The 15,272-nt window shown below is 67.7% G+C and carries 11 protein-coding genes and 1 pseudogene; 5 read left to right on the plus strand and 7 right to left on the minus strand.

The annotated features are described in order from the left end of the window. Window positions 1-46: 46 nt before the first annotated feature. From AC5Y7V_RS11290 to AC5Y7V_RS11300, 3 genes are all read left to right on the plus strand, one after another. Window positions 47-637: a DUF732 domain-containing protein gene (locus AC5Y7V_RS11290; RefSeq protein WP_499880100.1), complete on the plus strand. Its 591-nt coding sequence runs from the start codon at window positions 47-49 to the stop codon at window positions 635-637. A gap of 191 nt (window positions 638-828) precedes the next feature. Beyond that, window positions 829-1,296: a DUF732 domain-containing protein gene (locus tag AC5Y7V_RS11295; protein WP_499880101.1), complete on the plus strand. Its 468-nt coding sequence runs from the start codon at window positions 829-831 to the stop codon at window positions 1,294-1,296. A gap of 11 nt (window positions 1,297-1,307) precedes the next feature. Next, a complete protein-coding gene (locus AC5Y7V_RS11300) occupies window positions 1,308-1,997 on the plus strand; it encodes an N-acetylmuramoyl-L-alanine amidase (RefSeq protein ID WP_499880102.1) in 690 nt (229 codons plus the stop codon). A 7-nt stretch (window positions 1,998-2,004) separates the two neighbouring features. Here the strand turns inward: AC5Y7V_RS11300 and glnA are convergent, their stop codons facing one another. Continuing rightward, window positions 2,005-3,441, minus strand: a complete 1,437-nt coding sequence (glnA, locus tag AC5Y7V_RS11305; RefSeq protein ID WP_499880103.1) for a type I glutamate--ammonia ligase — start codon at window positions 3,439-3,441, stop codon at window positions 2,005-2,007. Between the two features lie 289 nt (window positions 3,442-3,730). Between glnA and AC5Y7V_RS11310 the strand changes: the two genes are divergently transcribed. Next, the gene (locus AC5Y7V_RS11310; RefSeq protein ID WP_499880191.1) at window positions 3,731-5,491 is read left to right on the plus strand and encodes an NAD-binding protein; all 1,761 of its coding nucleotides are present in this window, start codon (window positions 3,731-3,733) and stop codon (window positions 5,489-5,491) included. A 26-nt stretch (window positions 5,492-5,517) separates the two neighbouring features. After that, on the plus strand, window positions 5,518-6,246 hold the full coding sequence (locus AC5Y7V_RS11315; RefSeq protein WP_499880104.1) for a M15 family metallopeptidase: 729 nt from the start codon (window positions 5,518-5,520) through the stop codon (window positions 6,244-6,246). Here AC5Y7V_RS11315 and AC5Y7V_RS11320 read toward each other — a convergent pair. From AC5Y7V_RS11320 to AC5Y7V_RS11345, 6 genes and pseudogenes are all read right to left on the minus strand, one after another. Further along, window positions 6,243-7,757: a serine hydrolase domain-containing protein gene (locus tag AC5Y7V_RS11320; protein ID WP_499880192.1), complete on the minus strand. Its 1,515-nt coding sequence runs from the start codon at window positions 7,755-7,757 to the stop codon at window positions 6,243-6,245. The two genes, AC5Y7V_RS11315 and AC5Y7V_RS11320, sit on opposite strands and share 4 nt — an antisense overlap. A gap of 94 nt (window positions 7,758-7,851) precedes the next feature. Next, the gene (locus tag AC5Y7V_RS11325; RefSeq protein ID WP_499880193.1) at window positions 7,852-8,751 is read right to left on the minus strand and encodes an N-acetylmuramic acid 6-phosphate etherase; all 900 of its coding nucleotides are present in this window, start codon (window positions 8,749-8,751) and stop codon (window positions 7,852-7,854) included. 87 nt (window positions 8,752-8,838) lie between these two features. Beyond that, a pseudogene (locus AC5Y7V_RS11330) lies at window positions 8,839-9,456 on the minus strand (BadF/BadG/BcrA/BcrD ATPase family protein); the annotation flags it as partial. Between the two features lie 115 nt (window positions 9,457-9,571). After that, entirely contained in the window at window positions 9,572-10,732 is a 1,161-nt protein-coding gene (lipY, locus tag AC5Y7V_RS11335) for a triacylglycerol lipase LipY (RefSeq protein ID WP_499880194.1), read from the minus strand. Between the two features lie 138 nt (window positions 10,733-10,870). Further along, window positions 10,871-11,938, minus strand: a complete 1,068-nt coding sequence (locus tag AC5Y7V_RS11340) for an aldose epimerase family protein (RefSeq protein WP_499880105.1) — start codon at window positions 11,936-11,938, stop codon at window positions 10,871-10,873. A 101-nt stretch (window positions 11,939-12,039) separates the two neighbouring features. After that, window positions 12,040-15,192, minus strand: coding sequence for a bifunctional cytochrome P450/NADPH--P450 reductase (locus AC5Y7V_RS11345; RefSeq protein WP_499880106.1), 3,153 nt, complete (start codon window positions 15,190-15,192; stop codon window positions 12,040-12,042). Window positions 15,193-15,272 lie beyond the last annotated feature (80 nt).

Below are 15,272 nucleotides of genomic sequence, written 5' to 3' on the forward strand. Positions count from 1 at the left end.
GACGCGAGGTTCTCACAATCGCCCGCCGATGGCTACCATTGCGGTCATGGCCGAGCCGTCCCCGGCTGCCGACGAAACGTTCGGGCTCAACCGCGCCGAGACGGTTGCCGTACCCAATCACGCGGCTTCGGATGAAGCCGACCGCACGTCCGCGCGCGACTACGACGACGTCGCCGCCGAACCGCCGGCCGAGCGCGAATCATGGAGCGCCACTTGGCGTAAGGCCGGCGCGCTGCTGATGGGCGGTCTCGGCCTGGCCGGGGTGATCGTCCTGGGCTTCTGGCTGTTCAGTCCGCCCCCCAAAAGTGCGCAACCGGCCGCGCCCAACGCGGGCTCGACGGCATCCGCGGCGCCGTCGGCCTCGGCGACCGGGCCATCCGCAATCGTGTCCACGCCGGATCAGGACAACAAATACGTGCAGAATCTGAACGATCACGGCATCTCGTTCGCCAATCCCGAGGCAGCCATCCACAACGGCAAGGTGGTATGCGACGACATCCGCCAAGGGATGACGGTGCCGCAGATCGTCGGAGCATTCCGGACGAGCAATCCGGGTCTCGACGCCGACACCTACGTGAACATCTCCGTCCACGCGTACTGCCCGCAGAATGCCAACCTGCTCGGGCCGGCGTCCTAGCGCACTGTACGGACCGCCGCCGCCGTGACAGACTGCGACATCGGCCATTGACGTGTCGTTGAACTCCGGAGCGCAAACGGTGCGATATTGATTGGACTTGGGGTTGCCTGGGGAGCCCGGGCGAGGGGTCGGCGTAGTCCACGAAGCGCGCGCGCCCTTGGCAACCATCCGGGAGTCGGAGGAGGCCGGGCATGACGGGCAGCCAAACCAGGCAGACGCCGGTTGGGGTCCTCATCGGAGGGGCGGCGCTCGCGGTGGCCGCCCTGGCGGGTCTCATCTCCGTGGGCGTGTACCTGTCGCGAGACAAAACGGCGATGTCGCCGGGGCCCGCCACCGTGACGGTCAGTGCCTCGAGCGCGGCCAACGCCCCGGCCGACGGCGCGGACGCCCAATTCCTGTCCACGCTCGACAGTTACGGAATCGGCGATAGCGGCAAGGCTGCCATCCGCCAGCGGTTCATGGAGCTCGGCCACCACACCTGCTTCCTGATGTTGCCGCCGCGGCCGGAGCCACTCGAGTCCACGGTGAACAACATCCTGGCCGCACAGAACCAGGACAAGGCCGCGGGCAACGCGTGGCCGAAGCGGTTCAGTAATGACGACGCCCTGCATTTGGCGCAGGCCGCCGTCGCCGCGTACTGCCCGGGCGCGGCGAAGTAAGAGCATTGGACATGGACCGCCGTCAGCTGTTCCGGCTGGCCGGTGGCGTCGGCCTGGCGTCGGCGGTCGGCGCGAGTGCGGCACGGACGGACGTTGCCGCGGCGGCCCCGGCCGCTGGATCGGCGCAATTGCTCTGCCGGGACGCATGGGGCGCGCGGCCTGCCCGCGCCGGTGGGAAGCCCCACACCATCACCCGGATGACTCTGCACCACGAGGCGGTGGTCCTCGGCGACAACCGAAATGCCCCGAGCCACTTGCGCTCCGACCAGCGGTACCACCAAGACGACAAGGGATGGATCGACATCGCGTATCACGTCGGCGTGGATCGCAACGGCAACGTCTACGAGCTGCGAAGCACCGAATTCGCGGGCGACACCGCGACCGACTACAACACGACGGGCCACTTCCTGGTCCTCTGCGAGGGCGACTTCGACCAAGAGGCCGTGTCGGAAGCCCAGCTTCAGGCAGCGGCCCTCGCGTTCGCCTGGGCCGCCCAGAACTTTCACGTCGCCAGCAGCACATTGGCGGGCCATCGCGACCTCGCCGCGACTTCGTGCCCGGGCGCGAACCTGTACGCCCACCTCACCTCGGGCGACCTCAAGAGGCGCATCGACGACCTGCTGGCGGCCGGCCCGGTGGACCTCCAGCGTTTTTGCGGACCCGACGCGGCCGCGAAAGTCGCGGCCATCGAGGCGGGCTGACCAGGCGTCACACGTCGTAGTACAGCGCGAACTCGTACGGGGTCACCCGGAGGTTGAACGGCGCGATCTCGTAGTCGCGCTTGTAGGTGATCCACGTCTCGATCAGGTCGGGCGTGAAAACGCCGCCCTCCGTTAGGTATTCGCTGTCCTCCTCGAGACGGTCGATCACCGCGGACAGCTGGGTGGGAGCCTGCACAATTTCCGCGGCCTCCTCGGGCGGCAGCTCGTAGAGGTCCTTGTCGATCGGGGGTGGCGGCTCGATCTTGTTCTTGATGCCGTCCAGGCCGGCCATCAGCATCGCCGAGAACGCCAGGTAGGGGTTGCCCGACGAGTCGGGGCAACGGAATTCCAGCCGCTTGGCCTTCGGGTTGTTGCCGGTGATCGGGATGCGCACGCACGCCGAGCGGTTGCGCTGGCTGTACACCAGGTTGATCGGGGCCTCGTAGCCCGGAACCAGGCGCTTGTAGGAGTTCACCGTGGGATTGGTGAACGCCAGCAGCGACGGCGCGTGGTACAGCAGACCGCCGATGTAGTGCCGCGCGGTGTCCGACAGGCCGGCGTACCCCTCCTCGTCGTACATCAGCGGGACGCCGTCCTGCCACAGCGACTGGTGGCAGTGCATGCCGGAGCCGTTGTCGCCGAACAGGGGTTTGGGCATGAATGTCACGGTCTTGCCGGCCTGCCATGCGGTTTGCTTGACGATGTACTTGTACATCTGCAGGTCGTCGGCCGCGTGCAGCAGCGTGTTGAACTTGTAGTTGATTTCGGTCTGGCCGCCGCTGCCGACCTCGTGGTGGCCCTTCTCGAGCAAAAAACCGGCGTTGGTGAGGTTGGTGAGAATCCGGTCGCGCAGGTCGACGTACTGATCGGTGGGGGCGACCGGGAAGTATCCGCCCTTGGGCCGGACCTTGTAGCCGCGGTTGGGGGTGCCGTCGGACTCGAAGTCTTGTCCGGTGTTCCACCATCCGGATGTCGCGTCCACCTTGTAGAACGAGCTGTTGATGTTGGAGTCGAACTTGACGGAGTCGAAGATGTAGAACTCCGCCTCGGGGCCGAAGTAGGCGGTGTCCGCAATGCCGGAGCTGATCAGGTAGTTCTCGGCCTTGCGGGCGACGTTGCGCGGGTCGCGCGAATACAACTCCAGGGTGAAGGGGTCGTGCACGAAGAAGTTCACGTTCAGCGTCTTGGCCTCGCGGAACGGGTCGATGGTCGCGGTCTCCGCGTCGGGAAGCAGCAACATGTCGGACTCGTGGATGGATTGAAACCCGCGAATCGAGGAGCCGTCGAACGCCAGGCCCTCCTCGAACACGTTCTCGTCGAACACGTAGACCGGAATGGTGAAGTGCTGCATGGTGCCCGGCAGGTCGCAGAAGCGGACGTCGACGTACTCGATGTTCTCGTCCCTGACCAGTTTGAAGATGTCGTCGGGCGTGTGTTCTGACACGGCATCCTCCTTGGCTTTCACGGGGCGCCCGGCGGACGTCGCCAGCGTTTTGTACACCTCGACTATTTCGTCAACGTGACGGGCCCGAGTCGAACCTGTTGCACCGCAGGACTTTCTGTATCCGCGCTCCTCCGGTGGCACTCCCCGGACCGGTGGCCGATAGTCATATGAACGAAAAGCGAAAGGCCGAACCATGAAGACGATGTCATCGGCTCCCCGGCTTAGGGCACAGATCGACCTTATCGACGAGCGCATGGGGCAACCCGGTCCCCAACCGACGCGCGAGATCATGCATCGCGAAATCATCGTCGCCGGTGACGACGCGCTGTCGAGAACGATCGCCGAGGAGCTGCGCGGCGCCGGCGCTCGGATAATCAAGATCAACACCGCCGCCGATCTGCTTGGCGCCGGGGTACATCGCGCTCGCGCCGTCGTCTGCGCCGGGCCCAACGACGCGATCAACCTCGAGATCGCCTTGCTGGCAAGGCAATACAGCCCGGACGTCCGCGTGGTGGCCCGTCTCGCGAATGACGTGCTGCGCGAAGCGGTGTCCACCGTCAACGGCCCCGGCGCGATCCTGGACGTCGCCGAGCTCGCGACGCCGTCCCTCGTCGAGGCGGTCCTGTCGCGCAACGCGCACCAGTTCGACACGGCCGGCATCGAATTCGTCGTCTGGGGAGCAGAGGCGCCGCACGACGGGACGCTGCGCGATATCTACGGCGACCTCGCCCCGGTGGCGGTGGTCCACGGCAAGCAGTCGCCCTCCCCCGGCGAGGTGGTGCCATGCCCGGGACGGGATCAGCGGGTCTACACCGGCGACTGGACCTCGATGATCGGCGTCAAGGACGAGTTGGAAGCCCGCGGGATCACCGTGCCCCCGCCGACCTCGACGCGCGCCCGCCACTCCCGGGTGCGGCGCATAATCGACGCCACGCGCGCCATGCGGGACGACATCAACCCGATGCTTTATCCCTCGTTGGCGTTCGCGCTATTCCTCATTCTCGGTTCGACGGCCGTGGTGCACTTCACGTACCGCAACCCGCGGATGTCGTGGGTCGACGCCCTGTATTTCACCTCCGAGACGATCACCACCGTGGGCTACGGTGAATTCAACTTCACCCAACAACCCGTTTTCCTGCGACTATTCGCCGTCGGGTTGATGTTCAGCGGTGCGATCGTGACCGCCATCCTGGTCGCCTTCCTTGCGGACCTGCTGCTGTCGCGCCGCTTCGTCCAGTTGGCCGGACTCCGGCGGGCACGCCAAATGCGCGGCCACGTCGTGGTTATCGGACTGGGTTCCGTCGGCATCCGCGTCGTCAGCGAGCTGGCGGCTGCCGGATATGACGTCCTGGTCATCGAGAGCGACGAGAACAACCGCTTCCTGTCGACCGCGGCGGAACTCGACGTCCCCGTGATCTTCGGGGATCCGGCAATGCGCCAGACGCTGGAGTCGGCCCGCGTCGATCGGGCCCGCGGGGTGGCGGTGGTGACCAGCGACGACATGGAGAACATCGAGACCGGGATCGTGCTGCTCGAGATCTTGGGATCCGATACCAAGACGCCGATCGTCATGCGCGTGCAGGGCCGCGCGCTGGGCACCGCGGTGAATCAGCGGTTCGGATTCGAAAACGTGCGCTCGATCGTCGACCTGGCCGCCCCCTGGTTCATCGGCGCCGCGATGGGCCTGCAGGTGCTGGGGACGTTTTGGGTCGGGCAGCGCTCGTTCATGGTGGGCGGGATGCTCGTGGCGGAGGGCAGCGAGCTGGACGGGCTGCGAATGGTGGACATGTCCACCCAGACGCGCGTGATCGCAATCATCCGGCCGGAGGGGCCGGTCAGGCTGCGCCCCCGCCGCGACGCCCGACTGCAAGCGGGCGACACCGTCTACCTCATCGGCCCGTACCGCGAGCTGATCGCGACGCTGCGCAAGGGTCAGCCGCCCCCGCTGACCGCGATCAACGGTGGCAGCGCGGCGTCGCTGGCGGCGGCGCGTTCGCCGCATGCCCGACAAGCGCGCCGGCCCAGATGGGCGCAAGACACCGAGGTTTGAGGAAGTCGCGCGGTAGCGTTGGGACGATGCCCTTCCAACGGCCGTGTGCTGTGCTGGCGGAAGTGCTCGCAGCCGGCGTCGTGCTGGTGCAATGCACCGCCGCGCCCCCGCACGCGGCCAAACCTGAACCGTCGTGGTCAGCGGCCGTGTCGTCGTCACCCGCCGCGCCGCCGACGGCGAGTCCGCCGCCCGCACCCGCCGGTGCGACCGTGGAGCCGGTCAGCGCCGCCGAACTCGGCACGACCTGGCGGCCGGGCTGTCCCGTCGAGCCGGAACAGCTGCGACGGGTCGACGTCAACTTCGTCGGCTTCGACGGCCAGACCCACCGCGGCCAGCTGATCGTGCACGAGGACCTGGTGCCCGACGTCGTCGCGATCTTCGAGCAGCTTTACCGGCTGGGCTATCCCGTCGAAAAGATGCAAACGGTCGACCATTACGCGGACGCGGACGACGAGTTGTCGATGGAGGACGACAACACGTCGGCGTTCAATTGCCGACTCATCCCCGGCACCGACGAGTGGTCGCCGCACGCGTACGGGCGGGCGATCGACATCAATACGCGTATCAACCCCTGCCTCTACGCCAGTGGATATTTCGAACCGCGCAACGCCGCGGCTTACCTGGACCGCACCCGCACCGACCCGGGGCTCCTGCATATCGGCGACCCGGCGGTGCACGCCTTTACGGATCGCGGCTGGCGTTGGGGCGGCGAATGGACGGCTCCCCTGGACTACCAACACTTCGAGCGGGTCTAAAGACCTAGGGCTCGTGCCGCCGCCGTCGCCACTTCCCCGCGCAAATCGGAGATCGGCTCGCTGCCCCGCGTATGGATCGAGTTCGTCAGCAGGACCACATAGGTGTCCGAGCGCGGGTCTATCCAAACCGAGGTCCCGGTGAAGCCGGTGTGGCCGAAACTGCCGATGGGAAAGCTCGCGCCGCGCGCCATCGACAACGGGGTGTCGATGTCCCAGCCGAAGCCGCGCAGGTTTTGCCCCGGTATCGCCGGATAGTGCGGGGCGAGCAGCGAACGTGTCGCATTCGGTCTCGTCGCGACCGCCTCCCGGATGGCGTCGTTGGCCGCCTGCAGTTGCCGAGGCGTGTGGCCCGGCTGCTGGGGAGCCGTCATTGCCTCCAAAGTCGTTTGGGCCAATGGGAATTCGCTCGGACGACCCGCAAGCCGATCGAGCAACGCCTGCGCGAAGACGCCGACGTCGTGCGCCGTCGAGAACACACCGGCGTGCCCAGCCACCCCACCCATGCGCCGCGCCGTCGTGTCCTGCACCGTGCCGCGCAGCAGGTAATCGAGATCGGGATTCCGGGGCGGATCGGCCCTGCCCTCTTCATCGTGTGCCGTCGGCGCGATGCGCGGCAGGAGATCGGTGCTCCACGCGCCCGCGGGACACGCCTCCCCCGTCGACGCGGGGGCCCACCCGATCGCGGCTCCCCGCACGGTGTGCGCACCGCAGGCCTTGGCCGCCGGGAGATAGCGGGTGTCCTCCAATCCGAGCGGCCCAAACATGTGTGCGGCGACGTATTCGTCTTCCGGCTCGCCGGTGAGCTTCTCGATCAACGCGCCGAGCAGGATGAAGTTGATATCGGAGTAGCGGAAACCCCCGCCGGGATCGGACTCCAGCGGCGTCGTGAGCGCGCGATGAACGCCTTCCGCTTTGTCCACTGCGTCCAGTCCCCACGGATCTTTGAGTTCGACGTCCCCCGTCTCGCCCGACGTGTGGGTCAGCAACATGCGAACGGTCACCTTCGCGCGCCGCGGGTCGTTCGCCTCGTTGAAGTCAGGCAAGTACTGCTGCACGGGATCGTCGAACTGCACCTTGCCCTGTTCGTAGAGCTGCATGACGGCCGGCGCGGTTGCGAGGATCTTCGTCAGGGACGCCATGTCGAAGATCGTGTCCTCGGTCATCGGCTCGGCCGGCGCGGGCGATCCGTCCAGCCCGGGCTCGCCCGCGAGTTTGCGCGAGCCATATGCCTGGTGGAAGACGAGCTGGCCGGCGTGGCCGATCAGGACCACGGCACCCGGCAGCCTGTTCGCGGCGATCGCGTCGTTGATCAGCTTGGAAACCGTTCCGAAGTCAGCCGCAGGAGTCGCATCGGGGGGCTTGGAGACCGGTGGGACGCTGGGGGCGGGCGCGGGTGCGGGTGCGGGCGCAGGAGCGGGAGCGGCGACCGGCACCGGCGTCGGCTGCAAACTCTCGGTTACCGCTGTGTGTGACGCCTCGCCGCGCGAGCAACCCGCCACGAGCGCGAGCACGACGACTCCAGCGATGGCCTTCCGCTTGGCGAAGGCGCGGCTGCTGAGCGAGCTGTCGACGTTCACGTGATTCCCCTGTGTCGGCCGGTGCCCATTATCGTGCCCTCCCGATGACTGCGTCACGCACGCGTCCCCGCGCCCGGTCGAGCCGCGCCACGGCCTCGGCCGCGTCGACGCCGGCGAGCAGCGCGACAATCGCGGTCTTGGCGTGACCGCCCGCGGCGGCGAGCGCGGCGGCCGCGGACTCTTCGTCGACGCCGGCCGCGTCGCGCACGATCCGCACGGCGCGGCGGCGCAGCTTGGCGTTGGTGGCGCGGACGTCGACCATCCGCGGTCCGTAGGCCTTGCCGAGCCCGATCATGACGCTCGTCGAGAGCGCGTTGAGGACCACCTTCTGCGCCGTCCCCGCGGTCAGCCGGGTGGAGCCGGCGAGCACCTCCGGCCCGGTCGGCAGCTCGATCACCACGTCGGCGGACGCCTCGCTGCCCGGGTTGTTGACGATCGCGACCGTCAGCGCGCCCGCGGCGCGCGCATGCTCGAGCGCCCCGAGCACGTACGGCGTTCGGCCGGAGGCCGTGATCCCGACGAGCGCGTCGGCGGCGGTCAGATCGGCGAGATCCGCGGCGTCGAACGCGTCCTCCGCCCCGTCGATCGCCTCGGTCAATGCCGCACTGCCCCCGGCGATTACGGCCCGCACCAGGTCGGTGCCGAACGTCGGTGCGCACTCGGCCGCGTCGAGCACTCCCAGCCGCCCGGGCGTACCGGCGCCGGCATAGATCAGCCGGCCTCCCCGCTCCAGCCGCGCGACGATGGCCTCGGCCGCCGCCGCGATCCGCGGAACCGCCGCCGCGACCGCGCCGTGCGCGTCGCCCTCGGCGGCGACGAGCAGCGCCACGACCTCGCCGACGGGCCTCAGGTCGAGGTCGTCGAGGCCGGGAAGGGACGCCTCGGTGGCGAGCGCGTCGAGCCCAAGGCGGCAAGCCGCCGCCCGCACCCGGATCACGTGCGGCTCGTGAATCGCGCCGAGCCGCAAGGCGCCCTCGAGCGCGTCGCCGGCGGCGGGGATCAGGTCGAGCCGTCTGCGCAGGGCCGCCGCGCCCGCCAGGCCGCCGACCATCGCGACCGGGCCGTCCCCGGCCGCGCGGGCGGTCGCGGCGAGTGCCTCGGCGGCGGCGCCGACGATCGCCGACGCCACCGGATCGTCGTCCGCGGCGAGGACGGCGGGCGCGAACGACGCGAGCGCCGCGGCATCGGCCAGCTGCCCCGGCCAGGTTCTCGGCGCGCCGAATCGGGTGCGGGCGGCATCGAGCAGGGTGGTGGACGGGCCGCGGCGGTCGTGCGCGCGCAGCGCGGCGCGCAGGCCCGCCGCGCCGATCCACGCGCCGCCACCCTCGTCGCCCAGCCACGGGCCCCAGCCGTCGGCCGTTCGCAACGCGCCATCCGCGTCGATGGCGAGCGCCACGGCCCCGGTGCCCGCGATCAGCACGACGCCCGGCTCCCCGCCCAGCGCGCCCGCGTGCGCGATCACGCCGTCACTGGTCACCGCGACCCGTTCGGCCCGCAGCGACGCCAGCAGCGCCTCGCCGAGCGCGCGCGCCGCCTCCGGAGCGGCCAGCGCCCCGGCCGCGCCCACGACCACCTCGTCGACCGGCCCGAGATCTCGCGCGACGGCCAGGATCGCCGCCTGCGCGGCCCGCATTCCGCCGGGCGCCGCGAGGCCCGGCGCGCCCGGCCCCTCGGCCCTGCGGCCGCCCGCGGACGCCCGGCACGACGTCTTGCCCAAATCGATGGCGAGGATCACCGGATCACCCGCCTCAGTGCACGAGACCAAGTTCCTGGTCGATCTGCGCCCAGAATCGGGGGCCGGTCGGAGTGAGCAGGATCCAGTCGTGCACTTGGCCCTGAGCCAGCACGAAGCCCATCGGGGCCCCGTCGGCCAGGGCCGCTTGCTGCAGGGCGAGCGTCTCGTTGAAGAGCGAATCGAACGAGCCCGAGTAGACATACGTCGGCGGAAGCCCGGTGAGCGACCCATACAGCGGACTCACCTCATAGTTGGTCACCGAGAGGTTGTTCGCCCAAACCCTGCCGATCTGCCCCCCGTCGTGCGCGAGGTCTAGCCAGGGGGACAGCAACACAATCGAGGAGGGCACGGTTTGGCCATGGGCCACCAGGTATTGGGCGGACGCCAGGGCGAGATTGCCGCCCGCGGAGTCACCGATCACGCTGACGTGCGAGGCCCCGTGCAACCCGATCTCCGAGGAGATCAGGCCGGCAATGTTGGGCACCACCGTGCCCGCGGTGCCGCCCTGCTGCAGCAACGGGTAGATCGGCACCTCGATGGTCGCGCCGGTCTGGTAAGCCATCACCGTGTAATCGATCCAGTGGAAGATCGACGGCGGCAAGATGAACGCGCCCCCGTGGATGGCCACCACGTAGTCGCCGTTGGGATGAGCCGGCGTGATCTGCACGACGGGCATCCCGTTATAGGTGGTGTGCTGCACCGTTTCGCCGAGGAGCAGCGGCAACAACGGCGGCGGGTTGTTGGTCCCGACGATTCCGGTCAACGGATTGTCGCCGGTAAGCAGCGCCAGGAGCGGTGACTGTGGGTCCGCGAATAGAACATTGAATTCCTGGTTGAATCCGGCCGCCAGCGTCGTGGGGATCTGCTGGATTTGCTGGGGCACACCGAGCAGCGCCTGCTCGAGGGCGGCCAAAGGCGATACGTTGGCCGCCTCGGCGGCGGTGTACGCGCCGGAGGCGCCGGTCAGCGCCTGCACGAACCAGTTGTGATACGCCGCCGCCTGCGAGCTGAGCGCCTGATAGCCCTGGCCGTGGGCCGAGAACACGGCGGCGATCGCCTCGGAGACCTCGTCCTGGGCCGCGGCCAGGACCCGAGTCGTGGCGGTCGCCACGCCCTGGTCCGCCGTTGCCACCGTCGAGCCGATCGAGGCCACGTTCGTGGCCGCGGCGGACATCACCTCTGGCAACGCAAGAACAAAGGACACCGCGCCGCTCCCATTACCTCTGCGATCGCCGAACAGCCAGAGCTTATGCCCGCCGCGCGGAGTCAGGTAGGTGTTTGAAAGGACTGACCAAGTGGAGCCGACCGGCGCTCATTGCGTGCCGAAGGCAAAAACCGTTGTCGAATCGTAGGTCTGGCCGGGATTGAGCGTCGTGGTCGGGAAGTTCGGGTGGTTCGGCGAATCCGGGTAGTGCTGGGTCTCCATCGTGAATCCCGCCGCCTGCCGGTAGGCATGCCCGCTGGTGCCCGTGAACGCGCCGTCGATGAAGTTGGCCGTGTAGAACTGCAGGCCGGGCTCGGTCGTGGAGACGGTCAGCGTGCGCCCGGTCCGCGGATCTTCCGCCTTGGCGGCCTGGGCCAGGCCGGTGTTGTTGGCGCGGTTGATCACCCAGTTGTGGTCGAACCCATGGGCCAGCAGCAGCTGCGGGTCGTTCGCGGTGATGTGCGCGCCGATGGCGGTCGGTGAGGTGAAGTCGAACGGTGTGCCGTGCACCGGGGCGATCTGGCCGGTCGGGATCTGTGTCTGGTCGGTCGGCGTGTAGTGGTCGGCGTCGATCGTGACCTTCTGGTCGTAGACGTCGCGCGTTTCCTCACCCGCCAAGTTGAAGTAGCTGTGATTGGTCAGGTTGATCACGGTCGGCGCATCGGTGGTCGCGTGGTAGTCGATGCGCAGTTCGTTTCTCCGGTTGACGGTGTAGGTGACGCTCGTCGTCAGCGTCCCGGGATAACCCATTTCGCCTTCGGGACTGACGAATTGGAGGTTCAGGCCCACGCTGTCGCTGCCGTTCTGCTGACTGGCCTGCCACACCTTCGTATCGAAGCCCGCGGTTCCGCCATGCAGGCTGTTGCCGTTGTTGTTGATCGGCAGGTGATACTCGTTGCCGTTCAACGAAAAAGCCCCCTTGGCGATCCGGTTGCCATAGCGGCCGATGATCGCTCCGACGTAGGTCTTGGCGGGTCCGGTGTTGTCCAGGTAGCCGGCCAGCGTCGGAAAGCCCAGCACCACATTGTCGACACGTCCGTTGCGATCGGGTACCTCGATCGACTGAATGATGCCGCCGTAGGTCAGGATTCGCACGCGCATGCCGTGCCCACTGTCGAGCGTGTAGCGGCTCACCGGGGTCCCACCCACCTGACCGAACGGCTCGCTGGTAATCATGGGCGCCTCTGCGGGTTGAGTCGTCGGGTGGCTACATGCCGCCAAGCCCGCCACACCGGCGATGGCGATCAGTCGAAGCAACCTGGGATGCACGTGCAGATTCAGCCTGCCCATACGTCCTCGACGTAGTGGTCGGATTCGATGAGAGCGTTCAGCCAATCGCGGGCCTGACGGTCGTCGGCGCCTGTCCGCGCCCGGTAAATGTCGAGAAAGGACCCGCGCACCGCGGGCGCCATCCGCGCGCCGTCGCCGCAAACGTAGACATGAGCGTCCTTGGCCGGGTCGCCCAACAGATCCCACACGTCGTCGGCGTCCGCGGCGATCCGGTCCTGCACGTAGCGAACCCCGTCCTGCGGCGCTCGGGAGAACGCCGGGCGCATCTGCACGATGCCGATGGCCTCGGCCTGCTCGAATCGCTCTCGGAAGATGTAATCGACCTCCGGGTCACGCACCCCGAAGAAGCACAACGCGGGCTCCACCGGCGCTCCGGCCTGTTGTGCGGCCAGTCGGTCACCGAGGAAACCGAGGAACGGCGCGACGCCGGTACCGGCGCTGACCAGGATCACGTTCTTGGCCGGATCGGCACCGGCCCTAAATGCCTGCCGGGCCGGGTCCACGCGCGCCCGGATCACTTGTCCGGGTTGGACGGTCGCGAGGTAGTTGGACGCGACACCTTTGAACATGCCGCGACCGGAACGGGCCGGCGCATCGAGCACACTGACGACCAGTCCCACCGTGCGTGGTGACAGCATTGACGACGATGCGATCGAATAGTGTCTCGGCACCATCGGGTCGAGCAGTTCGAGGAGTTGGGCTCCAGTGAGATCGCAAGCCGGGTACTCGTCGAGGCACTCCACCACGCTGAGCGGGCAGCCGTCTGGGACCTCGGCCAGTTCGCTGAGCCGCTGGCGCTCCGAAGGATTACTGTTGGCCGCCGCAAGAGTGCGTAATTGACTGCTGGTCACCGGTTTGCGCAATTCGACGAAGTGCGTGAGCAGCTCTCGGGCGCTGACCTCTCGGTCCAGCGCGATGAGCCGCCGAGAGCTGCGCCGAGGATTGATCGCCAGCCTCAGTCCAGGGTCGATGCCAAGTTGCGCCAAAACCGCGTCGACGACCTCGGGTGGGTTGTCGGCCATCACGGTGAGGTGGTCGCCCGTCTGGTAGTCGACGCCGTCCGGAAGGTCCACGCGGACATTGGTTTTGGCTTGACCCAACCCGGGCCTGACCAGTTGGGTGTTCTCGACGATGGTCATCGGGATCACCGCCGACCGTGCGTCCATCGCCGCAGTCACCGGCCCGACGATCTGGCGCAACTCGTAAAGCGGTTCGGCCGCGTCCGTGACCGGCGCGGCGTCGGGGTCTCCGAAGTGTTCGGCCAATGATGACCACAGCGCGGCGGCGAACTCCTCGATCGTGCCGACCATGTCCCCCGACGTGTCGGCCGCTGCCCGCGGGACCAATCGGTTGGCTCCCAGCTCGCCGAGGCGCTCATCGATGCGCTGCGGGATCGCCTGGTAGGTGTCCGCCCAGTTGTGGTCACCCACGCCGAGAACCGCGACGTTGGGTGTCGGATTCAGCGTGGTGTTCGCATCGAGCAGCCAGGTGAGGAAGGCGCGCGCATCGTCGGTCGGCTGCCCATTGTAGGAGGACGCGATGATCACGATGGCCTCGGCTTCGGGGAACCCGCCCACGGCGTCGTCGAGGGGTGCCACCGTCGCCGTGCAGCCCAATGCCGTGGCGTCGTCGGCGAATTGGCGGGCCAGCGCGCGGCAGGTGCCGAGGTTCGAGCCGTGGAAGATGGCCATCCTGGTGCCGGCCGTGATTGCCGTGGGGTGCTGCTCCACGTTCTGCACGGCCGCGGCCGCAACGCCGGGTGTGTCGCTCTGGCGGTCCTGCGGTGTGCGCCGGAGGACATCGAGCCGGAATCCGACCGGCCGGCGACTGAGGGGGGTTTCCCATTGCGGCACATAGTGGTACGCGTCGATGAGGCGATAGCGATGGATGAGCCGGGATAGCGCCATCGCCGCCTCATGCAGCGCGAACTGACGGCCGATGCAGGATCGTGCGCCGGTTCCGAAGGGTTTGAACAGCGCGGACGGCCGGGAAGCCGAGCGCTCGGGAGCGAAGCGGTCGGGGTCGAAGAGTTCGACATTGTCGCCCCAGCCCGGCTGGCGGTGCAGCGCGCCGGTCAGTACCGTCACCGCCTCGCCGCGCTTGATCGGATACTTGCCACCGATCACGGTGTCTTCCAAGGCCATTCGATCGAAATTGAGCACCGGCGGGGTTAGCCGCAGGGTTTCCTCGATAGCCTGCCGCAGATAGGTCAGCTTGCCGATGTCGTCGTAGCCGGGCAGGTAGTCATCTTCGGTTCCGAAAACGGTGTCCACCTCGGCCTGTACCCGGTGTAGCACCGTCGGATCGCTGACGATGTTGTACAGCGTATTGGGCATCAACTCCGACGTGGTGAGCTGGCCGGCGATCAGGAAGGTCATGATTTGATTGCGGATGTTCTCCGTTTCCAGCACAGGTTTCCCGTCCGGATCCTGTTGCAGCATCAGCGCCAACAGGTCGTCGAACTCACTGTCACCGGATCGGTGCTCCCCTATGAGCCCGTCGATGAACGAGTACAACGTGGCCAACTCGTCCTCGAACACCGGTGTTGGGGCGTCAGATTCCAACTCCCCCAGGGCGGTCGTGAAGCTCTGCGGGATCGGAGCCAGGCCCGGGCAGTCGAAAGAGTCGAAGCGCGAACCGAATCCGGCGAGCGCGACGGTGTCCATCGCCAGCTTTTGCAAGTCGGTTGACACATCGACCGGCCCGACTCCGGCGCTGGCGTCCCACCGGTCGATCAGTTTGCAGTTGATGTCCAGCATCGCGCCGTGATAGGCGCGCAAGCCCGCGTAACTGAAACCCGGTAACAGGACGTCGTGGGCTTTCTGCCAGTTCGGTTCGCCGTGGTAGGCCGTGAACAAGCCGTCGCCGGCTAACGGCCTGACTCGGGCGAGGGTCGCGGTCAGATTCTTGGCGAAGCGGCTTTCGTCGCACAGCTCGGTGACGAGCTCCAGCGAGCACGCGTAGAGCTTCCTGAAGCCGCCGTTGAAGTCGGCGTAGAACAGCGGACCGTGCAATTCGCCGAGTAGGTCCACGGCCAACGCGCGGGGGCGGCCGACCAATTGCTCCGGGCCGGGCAGGGGCCCTTCGGCCGAGGGGATGCCGGGCAGATCCGGCGGCGGCGACGCATGAAACTCGCTCATGTGGGCAGCATAGGTTTCGCCGCGACTGTGCAGTCTGCGATCCGCGGATGTGATCCTTGTCGCGACCAACCACGTGGCAG

This window comes from Mycobacterium sp. NGS34 (assembly GCF_059812845.1).

Coding starts and splice junctions, on each gene's coding strand:
- AC5Y7V_RS11310 (WP_499880191.1), top strand. CDS start 3,731: ATGCATCGCGAAATCATCGTCGCCGGTGACGACGCGCTGTCGAGAACG.
- AC5Y7V_RS11345 (WP_499880106.1), bottom strand. CDS start 15,192: ATGAGCGAGTTTCATGCGTCGCCGCCGCCGGATCTGCCCGGCATCCCC.
- lipY (WP_499880194.1), bottom strand. CDS start 10,732: ATGTCCGCCGCGGCCACGAACGTGGCCTCGATCGGCTCGACGGTGGCA.
- AC5Y7V_RS11315 (WP_499880104.1), top strand. CDS start 5,518: ATGCCCTTCCAACGGCCGTGTGCTGTGCTGGCGGAAGTGCTCGCAGCC.
- AC5Y7V_RS11300 (WP_499880102.1), top strand. CDS start 1,308: ATGGACCGCCGTCAGCTGTTCCGGCTGGCCGGTGGCGTCGGCCTGGCG.
- AC5Y7V_RS11340 (WP_499880105.1), bottom strand. CDS start 11,938: ATGATTACCAGCGAGCCGTTCGGTCAGGTGGGTGGGACCCCGGTGAGC.
- AC5Y7V_RS11290 (WP_499880100.1), top strand. CDS start 47: ATGGCCGAGCCGTCCCCGGCTGCCGACGAAACGTTCGGGCTCAACCGC.
- AC5Y7V_RS11295 (WP_499880101.1), top strand. CDS start 829: ATGACGGGCAGCCAAACCAGGCAGACGCCGGTTGGGGTCCTCATCGGA.